We start from the raw sequence: 22,959 nt of genomic DNA, 5'->3' as shown, positions 1-22,959 counted from the left end.
ATTGAGAGTATAATAATTTTTATTTAAATAGAATAGCGAAGTGCTGAATTTACTAGATTTTCTATTAGTTTGCACAAAAAAGTTTACACATCCTTATTAGATTTTGAATTTTTTTTCTTTTTTTATTTTAGATATGCCCATTTATTTAGATTATATTTAGAATATTTCCAGATGTTATATCATTTTTTATCTCTATAAGACTATGATTATATTTTTTTATTAATTTAACAATATAATCATTAAAATTATTTTCTACTTCTTTTAAAATTTTTCTATCTTTACTATAATAATATATTTTCCCATTATTTTTAGTTGTTATAAAAATATATTCAGAATTATTTTTATAATCTAAAATAAAAAATTTCTCATCAACGATATCATACAATTCGTTTTCTCTCAATTCTTTTTCAAGTGAAAATTGCAATAAAATCCTTTCTCTTACACCAATATCACTATATAATAAGAATTCTTTTTTACCTAATAATCCTCCCAAACTTTTTCCTGCTATACTTAAATATTCCCTGAAATCTCCTTTCACTTCTATATCATATAGTTCCTCTATTCCCCTTTATCTCATCATCATTGTATCCTGTAAATTTCTTCTTACTTTTTTTAAGATATTTTTCAAAAAGGATAAAAATCTCTGAGGTTTCTTTTCTTTCTGAAGATATGTATTCCCTTATTTCCTTTAATCCTATTATGCTTTTTTTAGATGTATCACACTGTACCAGTAATTCTCCTACAGTGGAAAAATCTAGTGTAGGTTTTAATTCAGGATTGTATCTTTCTACTAAATCAACCATATATTCATTAAAATTCATTCCAGTATCCTTTAATATTTCGTCATTCTCATCAAAACAGTATATCTTTAAATCATCATCTGCTGTCCTTATATAAAAATAATAGGTTTCCATTTCTATTGAAAATATAAATGGTTTCTTTTGGAGATCGCCATGTAATACTGTATAATCTTCATCTATAAAGTTAAAATAATTTTTTCTTAAGTAAGACTGTATATTCCAAGTTTGCCTATATAAGATAATAGGATCATCTCCCAGCAAATCTCCATCACATCTTCCAGCATATTTTAAGAACTCCCTGAAATCTCCTTTTACTTCTATATCATATAGCTTTTCAATTTTAGTAATTTCTTCTTCACTGTATCCTATTGCTTTTCTTTCATTTTTTTTTAGATATTCTTTTAGCATATCCATAAATCTTTCATTCATTTTATCTCCTTTCACTTATGGATTTATTTCTGTTGTTCCTTCATAAATAGTTATTCTCATATCAGGATTATTTTTAAAAAAATCAAACATTGAAGAATTACAGTTAGGATACATTCCTGGTTTTGAAATAGATGTATTTTGAATAGCAAGTTTCAGTTTTATTCTTTGATTCGAATAATTATCTTGAATATAACTTAAAAGTTTTTTTCTGCATGATTCAAATTTGATATTTCTGCTTTTCCAACTCCAGAAATACTTGTATAAGTATTTACTGGTTGACTGTCATTAATAATAACTTTATATTTTGTACCATCAATAGAAACTTCTTTTTTTAGCATTTCCACATCTTGCTTTAAACCTCTATTTATAATCAACTTTCACTTTTTCTGTTCAGATTATTAAATATTTCTATAACTATATCTTAACAAACAGAAAACTAGTTTTCGATTTGGTTGTCCAAAGTTTCAAGTACACTCCATAATTTAAATATAAGTCCTAAGAATTTCTCCATATATCTCCTCATCTTCTTTTGTCATTTTTCCATCTATCATATGTTTTGGAAATTCAACAGCAATATACCTAATAGCAAAATTAGTTTTTAATGCTTCTAATAGTTTTTCTTTATAGTCTTCTTTACAATATTTTATAATCAACTGTTTTAATATTTTATGTGCATAAATATACATCATTCCGTAAAATACTTCTGTTTCTTCTTTTGTCATATTTTTTAAATCAGCAATATCGTAAAGTTCTCTAAATTTATATTTTAATATAAAATTTTTTTCTAATTGTTTCAAAAATACTTCTTTTCTTTCTTTTTTATAATATTTCATAATTATATTTTTTAATTGTTCTAATTGCTTATTCATTATAATACCTTTAAACCTCTATTTAAAAACAACCTTCACTTCTTTCCCATAAAACGCAACCCCAATCTTCAAAATATTCTTTATCCCTCTTGCCTTAAGCTTCGTATCATATTTCTTCTCATCAATCTGCTTCAACGCCTTCTGTGCCCTCTCTTCCATCCTCTTTTTCGTCTTCGATATTTTAAATTCCATGAGATACGCCTTCTCATTACTTTTTATTGGAATCATTGCAAGATCGTATCTTCCATATCCACTTTCATCATTTGAAATAATCTCATATTTCCCCATCAAAAATCCAACAAGCCCTATCATAAAAACCTGATAAATCTTTTCCATTTCCTTATCCAAGTCAAAATGACTTAACATATTTATCATTATTTCTCCTAATGTTTTCTCAAATTTCTTAATGTCTCCATTTTCAAGTGCTTTTATCAAAATATTTGTTTTTACTTCTGTTCCAAAAAATCTGTTCAAGAACATATTCCCAAAATATTTCCGTATTTCCTTGTTTGGTATCTTTAAATTATAAATATTTGAATCGGATTCCTTGTCCTGATTTTTAGCTTTTGTCAAATATCCGCTATATAAAAGTAATTGCCATATCTCATCGTCGTTACTTAAAAGACTTTTTATCGTTGTTCCATCTGAAATATATTTTTCGATACTTTCTCCATCAGTAAATTGTTTTAAATCATCATAAACACCTTCCCCAGCATTATCAAGCATATTCTCTAAAAGCGTATTCCCCGAAACATTTGCCCAATATGCCTTGATTTCTCCATTGTCAATATAATTTACAATAGACCATGGATTATACACTTCACTTTCTCCAAATAAATATCCATTATACCATTCTTTAACCTCTTCAATTTTATATTTCATACCAAAGTAATCAAGCATTTCAATTACCTCACTTTCAAGAAGTCCAAAATATTCTGAATATTTTTTGTTCAATATTGTATCTACTTTTAAATTATTTAAACCTGAAAATATTCCTTCCTTTATAATCCTTGTTATGCCTGTCAAAATACCATATTTCAAGGAATTATTAGTCTTTAATGCTGAACTGTAAAATGTTTGAAAAAAGTTTATTGCTTCATTGTAGTATCCTTTATCAAAGGCATTTATTATTGGAGCGTCGTATTCATCAATTAAAATTATGACTTTTTCTCCATAATATTTATTTAAATAATTTGATAAATCTAGGAGTGATGTTTTAAAATTTCTCTCATTTCCTGTTATTTCCCAAATTTTATCAAATTGTCTTTTTTCAACAACATTTAATTTTTCTCTTAAAAAGTTATATTCATTAAAAATTTTATACATAATATCCTTAACGCTTTCAAGACATTCTTCCCAAGTATCTTCTTTTAAATCCTTCAGTGAAACGAAAATTACAGGATATTTCCCTTGTTCGCTCATATATTCACTATTATGTATTTTCAAATTTTCAAAAAGCTTTTTATTTTCTTCTTTATCTTTTACATCAAAAAAATATTTCAACATCGACATATTCAATGTTTTTCCAAATCTTCGTGGTCTTGTAAATAATGTAACTTTTGATTTATTCATTAACATTTCGTCTATTAATAAAGTTTTATCTGCATAATAATATTCATCTTGTATCAACTCTTTAAAATCTTCAATCCCCACAGGAACAGCTTTTTTTCTCATAAAATCACTCCCTCTTTTATTTTTTATAAATTTCAATATATTAATTATACCACAACTTGATATTTAAAATAAAGTCATTTGAACGCTCTGTGATGCTTTCTTTTTAAATTTGAGGATTTGAAATATTTTGAGAATTGGTTTAGGGATATGGACTGGAGAACATTGATAAAAATCTAAAAGAGACTGTCTCAACTTTGATTCTGAATTTGTACAAAATTTTTATGCACTCTGGCATTATATTTTGAGTTTGCATAAAATACTAGACACTCTCTTTTCAATATTCTAATATATTCTATAAATCATTTATTTTTGTTTCTAATTTTTTTCTTTTTTCATTATTTTTATCCTGTTCTTTTTCAAATTGTGTTACAAATTTCCCTTTTTCTCTATATTCAAAATATTCTTTTGGAATTTTATCTTTAAATAACTCAAATATTTTTTCTACAAATTTCTTTTCATAACTCAGTAAATAAGGACTTTTTTTATGAATTATCTTATTTTCAGTAAATATTGTAAATTCTTCATTAATAATTGATATAGGATAGTACCCTTCTTCTTCAAAATAATCAAATTTATCATATAGACTTGAAGGAATTATTTTATCAAAGAAATAAACTTTTTTTATTTCAATATCATCTTTATTAATATAATATAATTCTAATTTTGTTGAATTTTTAAATTTTAAATTATCCCAAACTAATTTTCCATATAAAAACTTCTCTCCATTTTTTAGTGGAATATACTCTCTAGAATAATATTCCTCTATTTTTTTAGATAAAAAAAATTTGAGTACTTCGTCTTTATTATCATAATTTTTTATATATTCAACACCATACGAATTTTCTGGATTTTCATATACCTTAAAATACATAACATATGTATTAAAATTATCATTGTTTAAAACATAATCAAATCCACCCGTTATTTCAGCACCAATTGCTGATTCATCTTTTTTCATACTATGTAATCCCAAATTAATTAATTTATTTGAGTTACAATATACAATACTTTGAAATAAAATAATTAACAATATTATGTATTTTTTCCTCATAAATTACCTCCTATTTTTTTATATTTGATTTTTGTTCTATATAAATTTCTTTTCCGTTAAACTTAATAATTTCAGAATTTTTCTAATTGAAACTTTGATTTTTTATTTTTTCAGAAATTATATTTTCACTATAATTAAGTTCATCTATATTATTTCTTTTTAAAATTAAATATTTAAAATATCTTATTGAAAAAAACAGATTGAATATGATGTACTAGCAATCTAAGTTTGTTTAAAAGTATCATTTTTAAAGCCCATATAACATCTTTTGGTAAAAACTTTAATGCCTTAAATGAAAATTTTGGATTGTAGGGTTATATGGGCGAATTTAATATAACTAAAATTTTTTGTATTAATTATTTGGAATGTATGAAAAATGTGAGAAAAAATGATATTTTTACTTTATATCAGAGATTTTGGGCATATTCTCTTTCTTAATTTATTTATTTATTTGCTAATAAAAGAATACCTATCAAATCTATTAACAAAAAATAAAAAATCATATCTATTTTTATTTTTATTATTTTTTCACTGAAAACAGAAAAAGTAATTATAACAACATTAATAATAAACATATTAATTAATTTATTTATATTTATATTTATTTTCCAAATAAAATGTATATTAATAATCCAAAATTAGCTAACAATATTGTTTCTATTTTTTTTAACATATTTTACTCCTTTTTAATAATTTATTACATCCATAAAATATTATTCAAATCTGTAAACAAATAAATTAAAATTAAATTTATTATAATGCAATAGATAATATATATTAAATATTTTATAATATTTTTTAAAATTAAATTATTTTGCTTATCATAAAAAGGAATAACAAAAAATATTATTATTATTTTTAATATAAACATTATTATTATTGAAAATAATAATTTAAAAAAATTTAAGAATAAATAATAGATTAATAATCCAGAATCTAAAGATAAAATGTAAAAACAGAATAAGACATTTATAATTATAAAATGTAAATCTAAAAAAAATATTAATTTCTTCAAACTATTCAGTCTCATTTTATTCCTCCAAATTAAATAATTCATATATATCTATGATAGTTTTAACTAACTCATTTTCTAGTTCTGTTAATGAAATTCTACCGTTATTTTTATTTGCCCTTTTTTTTAGATTATCATAATTAGCTTGAATATATGCACCTAATTTTAGGTCTCCTAATCTATATCTCAGTTTTTTAGTCGTTTTATCAGTTGGTCCAGTTCCATATTTTTTCCATAAATCAATATCCAATTTATGATCCCTTTTAGCAGCAGATTGTAAATATAGTTCCTAATAATAATTTTTTCATTTCACTTCCTCCTTTTTTCAAGAACAAATTCTCAAAAAATCAATAAATTACTCAAATTTACTGTCAACACAATTATGAGTAAATCCATTTTTTTCTTTAATTTTTGTTAATATTTCTTTTGCATTTTTATAAGATTTTTCTGTCTCATAAGAGTATACCGATATATATTCATTTAAATTAGAAATAGATTTTAATCCACTATATATATTATTCATTGAGTTTTCTATTATTTTCCCCGGACATGTTTTCTCATAATCAAAACGAAAAGGAAGACCATATCCTGTTTTTGCATCTTTAAGAGTTTGAGTATATTTTCCCATTACTACTCCTTCTGGTAACCATAATATAATTTCTTTTCCATCAACATAATATATATTTTTTTCTGTTAACCCCCTATTTACTATATCTTGTAATAATAATTCTATTTTCTGTTTATATTTAGGATTATATATTGCTTGTGGTCCATCTTTCTTATACTGATCTGCATTACCATCAGTATAAGTGGAGGGAATTCCACCATAAGCTACTACAGCCTGTTCATAGGCATATTGAAGATAACCGCACGAATTTAGAAACAATAAAAAGATAAATCCCATAATAAAATACTTTGTCTTTTTCATATTAATTACCTACTCTTCCTTTTAATTTTTTTAAAACATCTTCAATTTCTTTAGTTCTCTTAAAATCTTCTCCTCTGCTGTTATTTAAGTTCGGAGCTGTATTAATATGAAATTCTGTATTGTATCTACCTTTTTCATATTGATTTCCGAAAACATCTTTATTGCTTTCTTCGACTGCTTTATTTAATTCTTTGGAATTAGCTTTTATTGGAGGACTTTTTTTAAATAAATCTATTAAATTTTCTTGATTTTGATAATATTTTTCTCTAATATTTTTTTTATCATCTTCTGTCAATCCTCCATTTTCTGATGCTTTTTTAAATATATCCGTTATTTCTGTACCTAATTTTGCTGATTCATAGATATAAGAACCATGCTTGTCATTTAAAGTTTGTTTTAAAAGTTTGTTTAATTTTTTTGTATAATTTTTATCATTTTTATCCAGCTCATAATTTTCAGCAATTTTTTCTACATCATCTGGAGTTATAGGAATAGAATTCCCATTTTCTTTTTGTGAAGCCCAATCTCTTTTCCATTTTTTTATAGCTTCATCTACATCTCTGCCTTCATTTATAGCATCCTGTTTAGCTTTTTCATATTGATCAATCACTTCTTTATGTTTATCTGGATCCAATATTGTAGGCAGTGGTAATAATGCTCCTGTTTCCTCTCTTCCAACTTTTTTATTCAAAACTTTTTACCAATCTTTCATCAACTCTAAAAAGAAATTTTTAGAAATATCTTTCATATCAGCAATATTGACAACTGCAAAAATATTATCATCAATTTTTTTAATAATTTGATCTAATTTAATTTTCTTACTATTATCTTCGAATTTGTTAAAGTATGTATTTTCATTTATTTTAACTAAATTTTCTTTTTTTGAAAATTCTTCAAAATTTTCAGTATAAATATATAACGGCAAAGGGCGTTCTTCATTTTTGTAATAAAGATAAAACCTTAATGGTTTAACAGAGCTTAAAGAATTGTTAAATAAAAAAATCGGACTTTCTCTTAAATCAAAACCTTCTGGTACTAAAATTTCTTTATTAGTATTTTTAATTCTCATTTTTTTCTTGTTTCCACTAAGAATTAATGAATTTATTTTTTTATTATTTCCATGGTAAGTATTGTTTTTTAGTTCGGGAGTAGGCAATAAACCATCCCCCTGCATTGAAGCTATAACAAAAGCTGTTGTAAGACAGGAATTTAAACAGAAAATACTTACCAAAATCAATAATATAAACTTTAACTTTTTCATCTTAGTTACCTACTCTTTCTCTCAATTTCTTTAACTGTTCATTTATATTTTGAGATTTTTCTCTATTTATTTCAGGTTTTGGCATATTTAAACCCTCATCAGGATTGATATTCCTATATGGATTATTTCTTGGAAAATCTTTGTTCAACTGTTCTGTTAAGGCATTATCCCTTGCATTAAACAAATCCTTATCCATATCTTTTCCATAATCTGGATTTACTCTTGGAACATTCATAAGCATATCCTTTACATTTTTCTTTCTTTGATCAATTAATCTTTCTTGTTCTCTCAAAGCATTTTCATATTTTCTCTCTATTTTCAATCACTTCTATAGCTTCTTTTGACCAATTAAAGTTTTTATCCTTATAAAAAATCTTATTATTCATAACCGAAAAAATATTTTTATACTTTTCAGAATTATCATAAAAATAGATTTCATCAAATTTTAAAATCACTTGTTTTAAATTTTCTAAAGACTCATAATATCTTTTTTCAACTATTTCATCAGCTATATTATGACCACCTTTTTCAACTCTATTTTTTATTCTTTTTTTTGCTATTTCAGGACTATTAACTCCAACATAGAATAATTGTAACTCATAACCTAATTTTTTTGCCTTATCAATAGTTTTTAAAATAGTTTTCCCAGTTAAAGTTGTTTCCTCATTAAATGATTTTCCATGTTTTAAGCAGTCATTTCTTATATTTATCGCCATTTTTGCTGCTTTTATTTGATCAGAATTATTTTTCCAATCTCCGATTTTTCTAACAATTTCATCTGTATTAATTCTTGTACTGTATTTTATATTATTGTCTAAATTTTCAGAATTATACAGAGTTGATTTTCCTGCTCCATTTACTCCCGCAAAAATATATAAAACTTTTTTCATTAAAACACACCTTTTTTTATCAATTCGTCTTGCTTTGTTTCCAAAATTAAATTAAACAATTTATTATAAAAAATTATATCTTCTTCTTTTTCAGAATTTGACATTAATTCATTAATATCTTTTTGATTCAATTTCAATATAAATTCTTTTAAATTTTCTTTTTTTAAATCCACTTTTTCCTCCCAATATTTTTTTATTATTCTCAATATTTTTGACTAATTAAATAATAATTTTTTATTTCCCTTTATGTTTCTGTTTCTTTTTCTCATGTTTCAATAAAAATTTTCTCTGTTTTTCAAGTTCTTTTTCTTTTTTTGTTTTAATTCTTCTTTCTTTTTTATTTTCTTCATACTGTAATTTTAAAATTTCTTCCGATTTTTTCAAAAATTTTTTACTTTGAAGTTCTTTTTTTATTTCTCGTTGTCTCCGTTTTGGATTTTTTACTTTTTCATCAAAATTTGACTTCATCTCATTACTAAATTTTAAAGTATCAAACCTTTCCAATATAAAATCATAAATTTCATATTCTTTAGGTTCTGAACCAAAAGTTACTTTACAAACTGACAAATTATCATTTTCAAAATTTTCAAAAATTCCTACCCAAAACGGATTTTCAAAAAAACTGTCAATTTTCCTGAAATTTTTTTCATAAATTTCAGCCTCCTTTAAAAAATTTATAATAAAGAATGGACAAACCTAAGGAGGCAGGTTACTTACATTACTGCGTCTGGACTACCAACCAGAACTGTGTTTTTATCTTTATTTATATTTATTTATTTTTTAAGATATTTTTTATAATTTTTATTCAATTATTTCCAAAACATCTTTTAACTCTCGTCTTATCTTTTTAGGTTGCTCTTCATCCCTATATCCAAAACTTACCATCACAGAAACTCCATACACATTCAAGTCAAGAAGTCCCATATCTGACAAATATTTTTCCAATTGCTCTTTATTAAATCCTTCAATCGCACAACTGTCAATTCCTAAATAAGCCGCAACTGTCATCATATTTCCAAGTGCAATATAAGTTTGTTTAGAAGCCCAGTCAAAAAGTGTTCTTTCATTTTCCAATAATTTTAAATGTTCTTTCTGAAATTTCGTAAATTTATCTTTCACCGCTTCAAATGCTTCATCAGAAACTTTCTTCAAGTTTTTCCAATTATCTCTAAAATATTCACTATCTCCAGTAACATCTTTTCTTGCCAAAATTATCACAATTTCAGTTGCTCCATTCAAGCTATTCAAAGCTCCCCAAGCAAATTGTCTAAAATCATTTCTCATTTCTTCATTTCTTAAAAGTAAAAATTTCCAAGGCTCCATACCAAATGAACTCGGTGACAATCTCGCACTTTCCAAAATTGTCTTCAAATCTTCATCAGACACTCTTTTTTCTGTACTAAATTTTTTGCAAGCATATCTTTTATTAAATACTTCCAATATTTCTTCATTTTTTGTCATTTCAACCACTTCTTTCTATTATTTTTTTATTTTTAATTCTATATTTATCTCAAAAAAATTTTATTGATTTTTTATCTTCTCCATCACATCTTCATCAAATTTCCCAGCTCTAAGCATTTCAATCTCAAATTTATACGGCGGAACTTTTTTAGCCTTCTTATCATCACTCAAAGCCACATAAGGTGTTTCCAAAATCTTAGGCAAATGAGAAAATTTCTCAAAATGTGCAATTTTATTCAACACTTCAAATCCAATATAACCAAAACCAATATTTTCATGTCTGTCTTTATGTGCTCCAACAGGATTTTTACTATCATTTAAGTGAATTACTGAAATTCTGTCAATTCCAACAATTTTGTCAAACTGCTCAATAACTCCTTCAAAATCATTCACAATATCATACCCAGCATCATGAACATGGCAAGTATCAAAACAAACACTAAGTTTATCTTTCAATTTCACACCATCAATAATTTTCGCAATTTCCTCAAAACTTCTCCCAATTTCCGTACCTTTCCCAGCCATCGTCTCAAGTGCCACAGTTGTTTTCTGATCTTTTGTCAAAACTTCATTCAATCCTTCAATAATTTTATTAATTCCAACTTCTGCACCTTCTCCAATGTGAGCACCTGGATGAAGAACAATCCTTTTTGCCCCAATAGCATCTGTTCTTTCAATCTCTGTTCTCAAAAACTGCACTGCAATCTCAAAAGTTTCAGGCTTTACCGTATTTCCAAGATTTATAATATACGGAGCATGAACAACAATGTCATTTATATCAATACCATTTTCTCCCATAAGTTTAAGCCCAGCTTCAATATTCAATTCTTCAATTGGCTTTCTTCGAGTATTTTGCGGTGCTCCAGTATAAATCATAAAAGTATTTGACCCATAAGAAATAGCTTCTTTCACAGAACCCAGAAACATATCTTTCCCGCTCATTCCCACATGCGATCCGATTTTAAAAATTTCTTTTTTTGACATTTTCTATTTTTCCCTCTCTATATTTTATATTTATTCTAGTTAGTTACAATTTATAACTATCTTATCAATTATATCAATCATATTGTTTATAATTTTACAAAATTAATAATTCAAATAGTTCTCTTTTTTCTTAACTCTAAAAATTTTTTTCGACTATTCATTTTTTTTTTAATATTTTTCCATATTATAATTATATTTTTTTCTAAATCTATTTAACTCTTATAGATTATCTTCCTAATTCTTTATTAATTCTTCTGCAATTTCATCATCTGGAACATATTTTGTTGTAAACTTAGGCTCTCTTTCCGCCGTTTTAAAAAATCTTTGTAAAACATCTTTTGCAATATTGTCGTATATTTTTATATCCAGTTTCTCCGACAATTCCTTTTGCAATTCAAGATAAGACGGCATATCGTCCCCATAAGCATCTTCAAAATCTTCTCGCCCTTCTGGTTCTGCTTTTTCCACTTCCTTTTCTAGCATTTCAAAATTTTCCAAATATTCCCTATTCGCATAATTCCACCAAAAATTAGCACAATTTAAAAGCAGTTCAAACCATTCTACCAAATTCTCAGCGATTCTCCCGCACTCAAGCGGAGAATCAAAACAGACAAATCCAATACTGCCATCTTCCAGCAAAACATAAACCCCAGCTCCACCATCTTCGGCAAAAACCTTTCCATCAATATTAAATTCATAATCTGGATATTCATCTTTCACCGATGACAATTCTTTAAAATCCAATGCAAATAATGCTTCTGTTTTTTCTCTCAAATCTTCATTTTCTAAAATCATTTTAAACAATTCAGCTTGAGTATATTTTTGATTTTTTGTTAATTTTTTTGTATTGTCAAACATAAAATTTTTCATTTTTTTTAATTCCTTCCTTTCTTTTCTTTTTTCTTTTCTCTTCTTTTCTCTTTTTTCTTTTTTATTTTTTTTATTTTCTCTTTTTAATATATAATTTTTTTATTTTTAAAATAATTATATTAATATTATATCAAACGATTTTAAGATATGCAAACATATTTATTTTATAAAAAAAATAATTTTGTTCTGCTATTTCGTAATATAAAAATTATAAATATTTGATTTTTTTTCTTTTAAATGTTATCATATAATTTAGCAACTGAAAAAATATTATTTTAAAAATATAAAAAACCTTATTTTATAGAAAAGGAGAGATTTTTATGTTATTTTCAAAACAATCAGCAGAAGAGCGCCGTGAAATGATTTTAAATGGAAATATTTTAACGACACTTTTATTTTTATCAGTCCCAACTCTTATGGTCGGAATAATACAAGCGCTAATTCCGCTTTCAGACGGACTTTTCTTAAATAATTTAGGCGGTGTGCTTGTTGCAAGTTCAGTTTCATTTAGTCAGCCAATTTTAAATACAATGATAGCTCTCTCGCAAGGACTTGGTGCTGCCGCAATGGCAATGATTGGAAAACTCTATGGTCGTGGAATTATTCGTGCCGTAAAAGAAACGACCTTACAAATTTTTGTATTTAGTTTTTTCGTCGGTTTAGGATTAATTCCTGTCTGTGTAATTTTAGCTTTTTTTATAGCTAAATATACAACTCCAGAAATAAAAAATAATGTGTTTATTTATATCTCACTTTATTCTTTAGTAATTCCATTTAATTTTTTAGCTTCAATTTATAATGCTGCAAAAAATTCTATTGGACGACCAGAAGTTCCATTAATAAGAGTTTTTATCTTACTTATTTTAAAAATTATTTTTAACACAATTTTTCTATATTTTTTCAAGTTAAAAATATTTGGAGCTGTAATAGCAACACTTTGTTCATACATTGCCGTTACAATTTGGATGTATCACGATTTATTTATAAAAAAAGATATTATGCGTATGGAATTAAAAAAGTATAAATTTATTCCACCAATTATAAGAAAGTTACTTCGAATAGGTTTTCCATCAATGATAAGCTATATGTTAATTCAGCTAGGATTTTTTTTGATAAACAAGGAAGTTGAAACATATGGAGCAATTTCTTTAAATGCTCAAGGAATCGCAGCCAATATAAATTCAATTTGCTTTATTTTACCAGCTTCTATCGGAATAACTGTCACAAATATGATAAGCATGAATATGGGAATTGGAAATATCAAAAAATCTAAAAAAATTTTTTATTGTGGAATAGCGACAAGCATAGCCATAGCAATTTTAATAATCGCTTTAATTTTACCTTTAGATAAAATACTAACTTTATCTTTCACAAGAGAAAAATCTGTTTTAGAAATTGCAAATAAAGCCTTAAATATTTACACTTACTCCGTAATAAGTTTTGGAGTTTTCTGCGTTTGTCAAGGAGTTTTCATCGCTCTTGGTCGAACAAAAGTTCCAATGTTTATGTCAATTTTAAGGATTTGGCTTTTTAGATATTTATTCATACTTTTTACAAAATCATTTTTAGGAGTTTACTCTGTTTTTTGGGGAAATTTATTTTCAAATATATGTGCTGGACTTTTATTTTTTATTTTAGTTTTAAAAATAAATTGGTTGAAAAAATGTGTTTAAATTAAATTTGTTAATTATGATCAAACACTCAACTTTATTTGTGAAATATTTACAAAAAAATTAAAGAATACATATAAAATATTGAAAATGTGATATTTAGAATAGTTAATTAAATAAATAAAATAATAAATAATGAAAAATCTGTTGTTTATTATTTTATTTTTTTTTTACTAAATTTTTTAAAAGGTTGTGTATTTTGTATTGATTTAAAATTTATATTTTTATAAAAATAATGTCCGATAATATTTTTTAAAAAATATTATTAATACTCTTTATTTTTATTTATTCAAATTATTTATTTTTTTAAATAAAAAACTCCAGTTCTTTATTTATAATTTAATTTTTATTATAAATAAACACTAGAGCTAAAAATTATTTTATTGTTAATTTATTTATTTTTTTTTTATAAAATTTGAATTTATTAATTCATATCCGTAAAATAAAATGCACATGATACCTGCTAATATTCTTAAAATTGCTGTTATATTTGCATCAAAATCCAACCAAATCATTATTGAATTTGCAAAAGTTAATATTGAAATTGCTATTAAAAAAAAATTTTTTGTGTTGCACATACAAAAGAATAAGGAAATTGAAAAAAATATGTACGCCACTCTTATTAATCCTATCCGTGTTGCCAATTCTTGCGAAGAAGTTACCAAATCATTAAAATATGGCGAACTTTCTAAAAAAACTCTTGAAATATCTACAGCCATTGAAACTGCGATAAAAATTAAAAACATGATATTAAAACTCAAATTTTCTCTATTTCCTTTTTTATAAACAAAAAAAATTGTCCAAAAAAGAAAAATCCAAAAAAGAAAACTTACAAAGGTCAAATGAGTTGTTATGTAATGAATTTTATTGTTAGGAAACTCTTTAAAAACAGTATTATAAAAATCCAAATTTAATACTATAAAACGAAGCGATATAATTATTCCAATCAAATTTCGAAAGAACTTTAAAATTTTTTTTATTTCTGAAGGATTTTTGTTAAATTTTTTTGATATTTTTTCTTCTAAATTTTTAATTTTTTTAGTTTTCATGAAAACTCTCCCAATTAACTTTCTTTTTCTTCAATAAATCTTTTTACCCATTCGACATAAGTTGAATCTGTTATATTCAATGCTTCTAAATTAGCTAAAAAGTTTTCTTCATCGTCAAAAATATTAAAAATGATCGGCGCCAAAACTTTCAATGTCTGAGTTTCAAATATTCCTTCAATATTCATGCTGTAAATTAAAGGTTTATGCTCTTTTAACAACTGGCTATTCGTTCTTTTAATTTCATACAGCAAAGCCAACAAATTTATTTTTTTCAAATCGTTTTTTCTATCTTCCAAAACTACATCAATTTGATCCGAAAGAAGTTTTTTATAACGCCAAGAATGATGTTTTTTATACTCTTTTGGCTCTAACAAAAATTTTAACTTTTGAGAAAATAAAACTAAATTTCCCATATCTCTTTCATATTTTATTGCAATATTTCTATCAAAAAATTCATTTATTTTTTTTAACAAATCATTTTGCAGCAAAAAAAGATTTTGTTCGTCATAAGTTCTGCTCACAAGTACCAATTTTTGTTCATTAAAGACATCATATAAATAAACTTCTATCTCATATCTTTCAACATTTTTACTTTTTAAAATATTTCCTGCCAAAACATAATTTAAATTTGTGTTTGATTCTCGAATTTTTTTCATATAATCAACACTATATTTAGTTTTTGAAACAAATAAATTTTCCCCACGATATCCAATTGCCACTTGATAATTCAAATTTGTTTTATAATGCAAATTTTCATTCAAATAAAGCGGCAAAGAAATCGCCAAGTTTTCTGCAATTTCAGACTTTTCACCAATTGAAGTCAATGGCAAAATCAAAATATTAGGTTTCACTCTTTTAGTCTGGTTTAGCAAAAACTCAGGTTTATTAAACACACTATACCAAAGTGGCTTATTTGTTGAAAAAAACTTATTTTTTGGAAGCAAGTGATTTTTTTCGATTTTGTTTTTACTTTTACTTTCAATTTTTTTAATTTTTAATTTTAAAAATTTTTCTTCTAATTCCATAAATTTTTTATAATATTCAATCCAAGGATATTTTGAAACAAATTTACAAAGTTCCAAACCTTCCTTATACTTTTTCTTTGAATAATAATATTCTAATATATTTAGAGTCGTTTGAACTCCATGTTTTTCAGGAGCATAATATGGCAAAACATACTTTTCAAATTCTTCATACATTTCATTTAAAATATAAATACTTGAAGTAAGACTCATTACTTCAGAATTATAACTAGATTCTTTAAGTGCCGTTGTCAAATAAAAGGTTCCCATTTCCTTATCTCCACGCTTAAAGAAAATTACCGCCTCCATAACTTTTGCACGCCAATTTCCTTTTATTGAAGATAATTTTTCTATTTTACTTTCATATTCCAGATTGCTTCTTTTTTTCACAATATCAAAATATCTTTTAAACGCCACCGATGAATTTGGATTTTTCTCCAACGCATCCAAATACTTTTTTTCAGCTTCCGAATGTTTTTCTTCCATTTCTAATGCTTCTGCATAAGAAATACAAAGTGATTCTGTCATATTCTCACTGTTTAAATTTCTCTCATAAAGTTCTATTGCTTGTTCTGGAGTTCCAGTTTTAATATAAAAAGTTCCAAGTAAATTTAGCTTTCTCTCAAAATTATGATCTTTGGCATAAAATCTAAAAACAGCTTCTTTTACTTCATTATATAAATTTTTTGAAAAAGCATCTATAATCACTGGATGTAAATTTTCTACATTATTCCAATTCTTTTTTATTGCAGGTTCTAATTTTTTTTGTATCCATTCTTTTTTTTTCATTTTTATTTCTTTCCCAAAGTTGTCATAACAAGAAACTTCTTCCAATTCACTGGCATCTCTCACTATTTTAAATTCATCGACAAACTTTTTTTTATTGATTTCAGTTTCTTTTTTTTTCTCTTCGGAATTATGCTTTTTTTCTTCAGGTTTACTAAAAAAATCAAAAATTCCCATAAATTTCTTCCTCCCAACTTTTAATCTCTAAAATTTTAAATTTGACTATTTTCTAGTCAATTATTATAATAAGTGATTTTAAATAAATTTTTTCTTATCCTATTTTTCAAATTTCAAAATAAACACTTAGCACTTCATATAACAGTATACCATAAAAAGGAATCTTTTTAAATAAATTTTTTTATTTTCACAAAAAATTTATTTTTTGTTTTTTATCTTTTATTAATTTAAAATTTATGATAAAATATATAAAATAAAAAAGAAAGGAATTTGATTAAAAATGAGTATGTTTGCAGTTATTTCAACTTACAAAAAAAGTTTAGACGAAGTTGATAAAAAAAGAGAAGAACATTTAGCTTATGTTAAAAATTTTATTCTCTCTGGAAAATTTTTAGTTGTGGGAAGAAAAAATCCTGTTGATGGTGCTGTCATTATCGCACACAACTTAACAAAAAAAGAATTGGAAGAAATTTTTAAAAACGATCCATACTATATGAATGGGTTAGCAGAATATTCAATAACTGAGTTTAATCCCGCATCTTTTGCAAATGGAGTAAAAGAAACTTTAGAAAATTTAGAAAAATAATAAAAATAACAAAAAAACATATAAAATTTTATTAGTTAAACTAATTTAATAATATATGTTTTTTATTAATTTATAAAATATGTTCCATAAAGTATCTTATTTGAATTCGCCACCAAGGCCAGTCATGAGCAACATCAAATCCCCAGTAATCAAACCAAGCAGGAACTTGTTTTTCACATAAAATCCTGTCAAGTTCTCTGTTACTAGGAAGAAGTTCTCCTTCCCATGCTCCTTGTCCAATACAAATAATTATATTTTTTTGTCTATACAAATCTAAATAAGGATGATCCCAAGGCATATCTCTTAAAAAGTCAACAACTGAATTATTGTAAACCAAGTCATCCATATAATTTCCAAAAAACATTCTTGCATCAAATTCTCCACTTAAAGAAATCAATGTATCAAATAAATCTGGTCTACGGAAAAATAAGATTCCAGCGTGAGCTCCTCCCATACTGCATCCTGTAACAATTATATCACTTCTCCAAGAAATATATTGAATTCTAGGAACCATTTCGTAACAAATGTGCTCAAACCATTTTTCCTGCATTTCAATTCTATATCTAGGATTTCCATTTAAATCCGACCAGCTTTCAAGATCAACACTTCCCACGCAAAAAACTTGAATTCTCCCTTGTTCAATAAAATCTGACAAAACATCAATCATTCCAAAACTTTCATATTGATTACAATCTCCATCTTGTGACGGAAATACCAATACTGGTTTTCCAGAATAACCGTATCTTTTAAATTCTACTTCTCTATCAAGTATAGGACTATATTCTCTTATGTATTCTATTTGCATCTTATCTCCTTATTTTCTCTCATGAACCATTTTTTTAAATTCGTTCATTTCTTCTTCAGTTTTAAATTTTGCAGTGTACATATAATTTCCCATTGCTCCAGCAAAAATATCTGGCATTCTTTCATCCATTACAATTTCATTTGCATATTTTTCTTTTATTTGTTCATGCGAGTAAACATATTCGTTATTATCTCTTCTACTTGCATAAAAACAATAATTTTTTTCAAGATTTTCATTCAAATCAGCATTTCTTATTTCGTCAAAAGCTACCATATCAGCCCAGATTTGATAAACATCAGTATTGTTTGCATAATTGTACATATCTGGTGTGTATCCACCTGCAGGACGCATATTTGTTTCAAGTCCGATATAATCACCTTTTTTACCCAATCCTTCTTTATCTTCTCTCAATTTAAAAAATTCTAAGTGGACAAATCTACTTTTCACTCCAAATCCTTTAATTGCTGCTCTTCCAATTTCAAGAAGTTTTTGCGGCATTTCTTTTTCAACATAATAATAAACATCTAACCCTTCATTTACAACATCCATAATTGTTGGCTCTAAAATTCCTGTTTCAAAAAGTGGTTCTCCTTTAGAATTTATTATCGCATCGTAAGAAACTAAATCGCCATCAATATATTCTTCCATTATATATTTCACATCTTTATTTAATGTTTTAAAAAAAGTTTTTAATTCTTCTTCATTTGAAATTTTGTGAGTGTCACTTGCTCCAACACCATTGTCAGGTTTTACAATAACAGGATAACCCACTTTTTCAATAAATTTTTTAGCTTTTGCCAAAGTTGTTACCATTGAATAATCTGCTGTTGGAATTCCAGCTTTTTTATAAGATTTTTTCATTTTTGATTTTTCTTTTATTCCAGAAACTTTATTAAATTGAATTCCTGTCGTAACATTAAAATCTGTACGAAGTCTTGAATCATTAACAAGCCAATATTCATTATTTGATTCAATCCAATCTATTTTTCCATATTTGTGAGTAAAAAATCCCACGGCTTTTAAAACTTCATCATAATTTTCCAAAGACGACACTTTGTAATATTCAGTCAAAGCATTTTTCAATTTAGGATCTAAACTATCATAATCAACATCCGCTATTCCTAAAACGGTTACTCCATCTTTTTTTAATCTATCACAAAATTCCCAGTTTGTTTTTGGAAATTGTGGTGAAATATAAACAAAATTCATATTTTATTCATCTCCTTTAAAAATAATTTAAAATAATTTATTTATTGTTTTTGTTATACTCTTCTAAGGCGTGTTTTAAAACTTTCATTCCATTTTCAATTTCAATTAAGTTATGTGTACAAAATGAGAATCTAGCTTCTTTATTCCCTTTTCCAGGTGTCGTATAAAATCCAGGCCCTGGCGCAAATGACAATGTCTGATTTTCATATCTAAATTCTTTAAGCAACCAAATTACAAACTTTTCAATGTCGTCCACAGGAAGTTCTGCAACCAAATACAATGCACTACTCGGTTTATAAGTGATAACTCCTGGAATCTTTGTTATATTTTTAAAAATCATATCTCTTCTAACTTTATATTCTAATTTTGTATTATCAATATAAGTGTCAAGAGTATTAATCAAATTTGCACTCGCATATTGCTCAATTGTCGACACAGAAAGTCTAGCTTGACAAAATTTTAGAGCTTGTGCAATAAATTCTTTATTTTTTGACGCGATAACTCCAATTCTTGCTCCACAAGCGCTATAATGTTTTGAAATACTATCAACCAAAATAACTCTGTCTTCAATTTCTTTCATTGTTAAAAACGATTGATATTGCGATTCAATTTCTTCATCATAAATAAACTGTCTGTAAACTTCATCAGAAATTACAAATAAATCATATTTTAATGCAATTTCTTTTATTATTTCCATCTCTTTTTTTGTAAATACAATTCCTGTCGGATTTGATGGATTTGAAAATAATATCGCTTTAGTTTTTGGCGTAATCAATTTTTCAATTTCTTCCTTTTTTGGAAGGTGATAATGATTTTCGATAACAGTTTCAATTGGAACCAATTTTGCATCAGCCGCTCTCAAAAAACTATCATAATTTGTGTAATAAGGTTCTGGAACCAAAATTTCATCACCTGGATTACAAATTGTCTGAAGTGAAATTTGAATTGCTTCACTCCCACCTTGAGTTATCAAAATTTCATCAGTTGAAATATCAATTCCCACTTTTTTGTAAGCCTTCACGAATGTTTCACGCAGTTCCAATATTCCTGCTGAATTTGCATATTTTACAATTTTTTCTTTATAATTGTCCAATCCTTCAAAAAAAGTATCGGGAGTTTCCACATCAGGTTGACCAATGTGAAATTGGTAAACTTTCACTCCTTCTTTTTTTGCTTCATCAATGTAAGGAACAAGTTTCCTAATCGGTGAATAATGCATATTTTGCACTCTATTTGAAAATCTATTTTTCATTTTCCCTCTTTTCTTGTATAAAATTAACTATTTATTATTATATTTTTCATTTAATGCCTTTAAAATTGCAAATGTTTCTAAATCAATTTTTCCATCATATTTTGATGGTCTAAAATGATGCTGAAACACTTTTATTACATTTTGAGTCTGTTTATCCCATGTATTTGTAACATTTATTGTATAACCAAATTTTTTCAACTCATTTTGTACTACTGACGGTGTAACAGTATTCCAAGCACTTGAATATTGTGTTTCATAGGCTTGTTTTCTATCATTATCATACCACATTCCAATATTATATTTTTGGTACAATTCTTGCCAAGGAAATAATGGACCTGGATCAGACTTTCTTTGTGGCGCTATATCTTCGTGACCTAAAATATTTGTTGCAGGTATCTCATATTTGTCAGCCAAATATTTTACAAGAACAGCGACATTTTTTATTTGGAAATTTTTATATGGAACAAATGATCCATGTGCGTCACCATCATTTACAATTTCTATCCCAACCGAACTATCATTTAAATTTTTAGTTGTTTTCCATTCACTGGCTCCTGCGTGCCAAGCTCTTTTATCTTCATCCACTAAATAATAAACTGGATCATTTTTCTGATCAGAAACTAAATAATGTGCACTAACTTCTTCTTTTGTCAAAGTTTTAAGTGAACCTTCCTTTCCAACCGCTGTATAATGAAGAATTATAAATCTTTGTCTATAATTCTGTCCTTGTGAAGTATAGTCAGAATTTACCGTAATACTTCCTATTGAATTTGTAATTACTTTATTTCCACCTCTAGTTGCACCTGGATTTGAATTACCATTATTACTTTCACCATTATCTATTATCACTTCAATTGGCTTTTTAACATCTTTTGAATTATCTTTATTATGAGCTGTCAAAGGAATAGCAGCTAATAATATTGATATTATCATCAAAATTTTTTTCAAAATTTTTCCCTCCTTAATAATTAATTAAATAAGACAAAATTAATTTTTTATTTCTTGCTTTTCACTTCTCAAAATTTTTAATATATATTTTTCTTATATTATTATATATTTATATTTTATGATAGCATTTTTAAAAACTAATTTCAATATGAATTTTTATAAAAAATTTTAATTTAAAAATTCAAAAAAATCATATATAATTCTTATTTTACCAAAATTCCACTGTTCTTTCAAGTGATTTTAAAAATTTTTTGAATATCTCTGTTTATTTTTATAAAATAACTAGACAAATAATAACAAATAATTTAGATTAAATTGCAAAATTTCTATAAAAAAATCACAATATATTAATTAAATAAAAAATAATTAAAATTAATTAATAACTGTGATATTTTTTTTATTTTTTTTTGATAATTTTTTCTCTCATTTTATACAAAAAAACTCCAGTTGCGACACTTACATTAAGTGATTCGATATTTCCATAAATGGGGATTATCGCTTTTATATCTGAATTATTTATCATATACTCTGAAACTCCGCCACCTTCATGTCCAAAAACAAACGCATTTTTTTCTTTTAATTTTATTTTTTCATATGAAACAGAATCTTCATGAAGTGCAGTTGAAATTATTAAATAATTATTTTCCTTCAAAAATTTTACGATATTTTCAGGCGTTTCATAAATAATATTTAATTTAAAAATTCCGCTCATTGTCGCTCTCACTGTTTTTGGATTATAAACATCTACAGAACCTTTTGTAAGAACCAAATTATAAAAACCAGTTGCAATCATTGTTCTAATAATTGTTCCAACATTTCCAGGATCTTGAATATCATCTAAAATTACGACATCTCCTTTTATATCAGAAATCGTATTCAAATTTTTGGAGTACAAAAAAATTATTCCTTGACTATTTTCTTGCGTTGAAACTTCGTCAAATAAATTATCTTTTAAAATTGTTAAATTTTCGTTTTGAGAAATATTATATTTTTTTTCAAAATATTCAAATTTTGATTCTTTCACAATAATTTTATTAAAATTTATATTTTCACCTAAAAATTTTTCTCCCTCAGCTTTAAAAATACTATTCTCATCTCTATACTTTTTTTTATCCAATTTTTTTAACAATTTATAAAATTTATTATCCGAACTCGCTATTATATCTTTCATCAAATTTATTTTCTCTTTCTCTGATTTTTTCTTTTTACTTTACTTTAACTTTTTT

The 22,959-nt window shown here is 25.5% G+C and carries 26 protein-coding genes; 2 read left to right on the top strand and 24 right to left on the bottom strand.

Annotation, left to right across the window (positions count from 1 at the left end; genetic code table 11):
* Nucleotides 1-145 precede the first annotated feature (145 nt).
* The 17 genes from J5A73_RS04355 to J5A73_RS04275 all read right to left on the bottom strand — a co-directional run bounded on the left by J5A73_RS04355 (nt 146) and on the right by J5A73_RS04275 (nt 12,229).
* A complete protein-coding gene (locus tag J5A73_RS04355; RefSeq protein WP_211616967.1) occupies nt 146-538 on the bottom strand; it encodes a hypothetical protein in 393 nt (130 codons plus the stop codon).
* Nucleotides 539-545: 7 nt separating this feature from the next.
* Nucleotides 546-1,229: an SMI1/KNR4 family protein gene (locus tag J5A73_RS04350; RefSeq protein WP_211616965.1), complete on the bottom strand. Its 684-nt coding sequence runs from the start codon at nt 1,227-1,229 to the stop codon at nt 546-548.
* Between the two features lie 194 nt (nt 1,230-1,423).
* Nucleotides 1,424-1,603, bottom strand: coding sequence for a hypothetical protein (locus tag J5A73_RS04345; protein WP_211616963.1), 180 nt, complete (start codon nt 1,601-1,603; stop codon nt 1,424-1,426).
* Nucleotides 1,604-1,711: 108 nt separating this feature from the next.
* Nucleotides 1,712-2,098, bottom strand: coding sequence for a hypothetical protein (locus J5A73_RS04340; RefSeq protein WP_211616961.1), 387 nt, complete (start codon nt 2,096-2,098; stop codon nt 1,712-1,714).
* 18 nt (nt 2,099-2,116) lie between these two features.
* The gene (locus J5A73_RS04335; RefSeq protein ID WP_211616959.1) at nt 2,117-3,772 is read right to left on the bottom strand and encodes an AAA family ATPase; all 1,656 of its coding nucleotides are present in this window, start codon (nt 3,770-3,772) and stop codon (nt 2,117-2,119) included.
* Between the two features lie 292 nt (nt 3,773-4,064).
* A complete protein-coding gene (locus J5A73_RS04330) occupies nt 4,065-4,823 on the bottom strand; it encodes a hypothetical protein (RefSeq protein WP_211616957.1) in 759 nt (252 codons plus the stop codon).
* 1,031 nt (nt 4,824-5,854) lie between these two features.
* Nucleotides 5,855-6,085 (bottom strand): hypothetical protein, encoded by a 231-nt coding sequence (locus tag J5A73_RS04325; RefSeq protein WP_211616955.1) that lies wholly within the window; start codon nt 6,083-6,085, stop codon nt 5,855-5,857.
* Between the two features lie 105 nt (nt 6,086-6,190).
* Nucleotides 6,191-6,763, bottom strand: coding sequence for a hypothetical protein (locus tag J5A73_RS04320; protein ID WP_211616953.1), 573 nt, complete (start codon nt 6,761-6,763; stop codon nt 6,191-6,193).
* Between the two features lies 1 nt (nt 6,764).
* Nucleotides 6,765-7,454 carry a hypothetical protein gene (locus J5A73_RS04315; protein WP_211616951.1) on the bottom strand — a complete coding sequence of 230 codons (690 nt, stop codon included), beginning with the start codon at nt 7,452-7,454 and terminating at the stop codon, nt 6,765-6,767.
* 6 nt (nt 7,455-7,460) lie between these two features.
* Nucleotides 7,461-8,024 (bottom strand): hypothetical protein, encoded by a 564-nt coding sequence (locus tag J5A73_RS04310; protein WP_211616949.1) that lies wholly within the window; start codon nt 8,022-8,024, stop codon nt 7,461-7,463.
* Between the two features lies 1 nt (nt 8,025).
* Complete coding sequence (locus tag J5A73_RS04305; RefSeq protein ID WP_211616947.1) at nt 8,026-8,316, bottom strand: hypothetical protein; 291 nt, start codon at nt 8,314-8,316, stop codon at nt 8,026-8,028.
* 7 nt (nt 8,317-8,323) lie between these two features.
* Nucleotides 8,324-8,914: a zeta toxin family protein gene (locus J5A73_RS04300; RefSeq protein ID WP_060918192.1), complete on the bottom strand. Its 591-nt coding sequence runs from the start codon at nt 8,912-8,914 to the stop codon at nt 8,324-8,326.
* A complete protein-coding gene (locus J5A73_RS04295; RefSeq protein ID WP_146960340.1) occupies nt 8,914-9,087 on the bottom strand; it encodes a GNAT family acetyltransferase in 174 nt (57 codons plus the stop codon). The genes J5A73_RS04300 and J5A73_RS04295 overlap by 1 nt, the downstream gene beginning before the upstream one ends.
* A 61-nt stretch (nt 9,088-9,148) precedes the next feature.
* Nucleotides 9,149-9,481: a YjdF family protein gene (locus J5A73_RS04290; protein ID WP_249069397.1), complete on the bottom strand. Its 333-nt coding sequence runs from the start codon at nt 9,479-9,481 to the stop codon at nt 9,149-9,151.
* Nucleotides 9,482-9,715: 234 nt separating this feature from the next.
* Entirely contained in the window at nt 9,716-10,375 is a 660-nt protein-coding gene (locus J5A73_RS04285; protein ID WP_211617296.1) for an NAD(P)H-dependent oxidoreductase, read from the bottom strand.
* A gap of 60 nt (nt 10,376-10,435) precedes the next feature.
* On the bottom strand, nt 10,436-11,359 hold the full coding sequence (locus tag J5A73_RS04280) for a deoxyribonuclease IV (protein WP_211616945.1): 924 nt from the start codon (nt 11,357-11,359) through the stop codon (nt 10,436-10,438).
* Between the two features lie 234 nt (nt 11,360-11,593).
* Nucleotides 11,594-12,229: a hypothetical protein gene (locus tag J5A73_RS04275; RefSeq protein WP_211616943.1), complete on the bottom strand. Its 636-nt coding sequence runs from the start codon at nt 12,227-12,229 to the stop codon at nt 11,594-11,596.
* 320 nt (nt 12,230-12,549) lie between these two features.
* On the opposite strand from J5A73_RS04275, the gene J5A73_RS04270 reads away from it, so the two are divergent.
* Nucleotides 12,550-13,902 carry an MATE family efflux transporter gene (locus J5A73_RS04270; RefSeq protein ID WP_211616941.1) on the top strand — a complete coding sequence of 451 codons (1,353 nt, stop codon included), beginning with the start codon at nt 12,550-12,552 and terminating at the stop codon, nt 13,900-13,902.
* A gap of 392 nt (nt 13,903-14,294) precedes the next feature.
* On the opposite strand, the gene J5A73_RS04265 is transcribed toward J5A73_RS04270, so the two are convergent.
* Both J5A73_RS04265 and J5A73_RS04260 read right to left on the bottom strand, forming a co-directional pair.
* A complete protein-coding gene (locus tag J5A73_RS04265) occupies nt 14,295-14,645 on the bottom strand; it encodes a hypothetical protein (RefSeq protein ID WP_211616939.1) in 351 nt (116 codons plus the stop codon).
* Between the two features lie 317 nt (nt 14,646-14,962).
* Nucleotides 14,963-16,933, bottom strand: a complete 1,971-nt coding sequence (locus J5A73_RS04260) for a lipopolysaccharide assembly protein LapB (protein ID WP_211616937.1) — start codon at nt 16,931-16,933, stop codon at nt 14,963-14,965.
* Nucleotides 16,934-17,219: 286 nt separating this feature from the next.
* Between J5A73_RS04260 and J5A73_RS04255 the strand changes: the two genes are divergently transcribed.
* Entirely contained in the window at nt 17,220-17,519 is a 300-nt protein-coding gene (locus tag J5A73_RS04255; RefSeq protein WP_249069395.1) for a YciI family protein, read from the top strand.
* 70 nt (nt 17,520-17,589) lie between these two features.
* Here J5A73_RS04255 and J5A73_RS04250 read toward each other — a convergent pair whose 3' ends face one another.
* From J5A73_RS04250 to J5A73_RS04230, 5 genes are all read right to left on the bottom strand, one after another.
* Nucleotides 17,590-18,324 carry an esterase family protein gene (locus J5A73_RS04250; RefSeq protein WP_211616933.1) on the bottom strand — a complete coding sequence of 245 codons (735 nt, stop codon included), beginning with the start codon at nt 18,322-18,324 and terminating at the stop codon, nt 17,590-17,592.
* Nucleotides 18,325-18,333: 9 nt separating this feature from the next.
* Nucleotides 18,334-19,533 carry an acetyl-CoA carboxylase biotin carboxylase subunit family protein gene (locus tag J5A73_RS04245; protein WP_211616931.1) on the bottom strand — a complete coding sequence of 400 codons (1,200 nt, stop codon included), beginning with the start codon at nt 19,531-19,533 and terminating at the stop codon, nt 18,334-18,336.
* Nucleotides 19,534-19,570: 37 nt separating this feature from the next.
* Nucleotides 19,571-20,785 (bottom strand): pyridoxal phosphate-dependent aminotransferase, encoded by a 1,215-nt coding sequence (locus J5A73_RS04240; protein ID WP_211616929.1) that lies wholly within the window; start codon nt 20,783-20,785, stop codon nt 19,571-19,573.
* Between the two features lie 27 nt (nt 20,786-20,812).
* The gene (locus J5A73_RS04235; RefSeq protein ID WP_249069394.1) at nt 20,813-21,733 is read right to left on the bottom strand and encodes an N-acetylmuramoyl-L-alanine amidase; all 921 of its coding nucleotides are present in this window, start codon (nt 21,731-21,733) and stop codon (nt 20,813-20,815) included.
* Nucleotides 21,734-22,130: 397 nt separating this feature from the next.
* Nucleotides 22,131-22,904, bottom strand: coding sequence for an RNA methyltransferase (locus J5A73_RS04230; RefSeq protein ID WP_211616927.1), 774 nt, complete (start codon nt 22,902-22,904; stop codon nt 22,131-22,133).
* Nucleotides 22,905-22,959: the final 55 nt, after the last annotated feature.

This window comes from Leptotrichia sp. oral taxon 218 (assembly GCF_018128225.1).
Taxonomy (GTDB): Bacteria; Fusobacteriota; Fusobacteriia; order Fusobacteriales; family Leptotrichiaceae; genus Leptotrichia.
The sequence above is the reverse complement of the archived record's forward strand: the minus strand, read 5'-3'. Positions and strand labels throughout refer to the sequence as shown.

Excerpts from the sequence above, each read along its gene's own strand:
- J5A73_RS04350 (WP_211616965.1), bottom strand. The coding sequence starts at position 1,229 with ATGAATGAAAGATTTATGGATATGCTAAAAGAATATCTAAAAAAAAAT.
- J5A73_RS04340 (WP_211616961.1), bottom strand. The coding sequence starts at position 2,098 with ATGAATAAGCAATTAGAACAATTAAAAAATATAATTATGAAATATTAT.
- J5A73_RS04335 (WP_211616959.1), bottom strand. The coding sequence starts at position 3,772 with ATGAGAAAAAAAGCTGTTCCTGTGGGGATTGAAGATTTTAAAGAGTTG.
- J5A73_RS04330 (WP_211616957.1), bottom strand. The coding sequence starts at position 4,823 with ATGAGGAAAAAATACATAATATTGTTAATTATTTTATTTCAAAGTATT.
- J5A73_RS04320 (WP_211616953.1), bottom strand. The coding sequence starts at position 6,763 with ATGAAAAAGACAAAGTATTTTATTATGGGATTTATCTTTTTATTGTTT.
- J5A73_RS04310 (WP_211616949.1), bottom strand. The coding sequence starts at position 8,024 with ATGAAAAAGTTAAAGTTTATATTATTGATTTTGGTAAGTATTTTCTGT.
- J5A73_RS04300 (WP_060918192.1), bottom strand. The coding sequence starts at position 8,914 with ATGAAAAAAGTTTTATATATTTTTGCGGGAGTAAATGGAGCAGGAAAA.
- J5A73_RS04285 (WP_211617296.1), bottom strand. The coding sequence starts at position 10,375 with ATGACAAAAAATGAAGAAATATTGGAAGTATTTAATAAAAGATATGCT.
- J5A73_RS04280 (WP_211616945.1), bottom strand. The coding sequence starts at position 11,359 with ATGTCAAAAAAAGAAATTTTTAAAATCGGATCGCATGTGGGAATGAGC.
- J5A73_RS04275 (WP_211616943.1), bottom strand. The coding sequence starts at position 12,229 with ATGAAAAATTTTATGTTTGACAATACAAAAAAATTAACAAAAAATCAA.
- J5A73_RS04270 (WP_211616941.1), top strand. The coding sequence starts at position 12,550 with ATGTTATTTTCAAAACAATCAGCAGAAGAGCGCCGTGAAATGATTTTA.
- J5A73_RS04265 (WP_211616939.1), bottom strand. The coding sequence starts at position 14,645 with ATGTTTTTAATTTTTATCGCAGTTTCAATGGCTGTAGATATTTCAAGA.
- J5A73_RS04260 (WP_211616937.1), bottom strand. The coding sequence starts at position 16,933 with ATGGGAATTTTTGATTTTTTTAGTAAACCTGAAGAAAAAAAGCATAAT.
- J5A73_RS04255 (WP_249069395.1), top strand. The coding sequence starts at position 17,220 with ATGTTTGCAGTTATTTCAACTTACAAAAAAAGTTTAGACGAAGTTGAT.
- J5A73_RS04250 (WP_211616933.1), bottom strand. The coding sequence starts at position 18,324 with ATGCAAATAGAATACATAAGAGAATATAGTCCTATACTTGATAGAGAA.
- J5A73_RS04245 (WP_211616931.1), bottom strand. The coding sequence starts at position 19,533 with ATGAATTTTGTTTATATTTCACCACAATTTCCAAAAACAAACTGGGAA.
- J5A73_RS04240 (WP_211616929.1), bottom strand. The coding sequence starts at position 20,785 with ATGAAAAATAGATTTTCAAATAGAGTGCAAAATATGCATTATTCACCG.
- J5A73_RS04230 (WP_211616927.1), bottom strand. The coding sequence starts at position 22,904 with ATGAAAGATATAATAGCGAGTTCGGATAATAAATTTTATAAATTGTTA.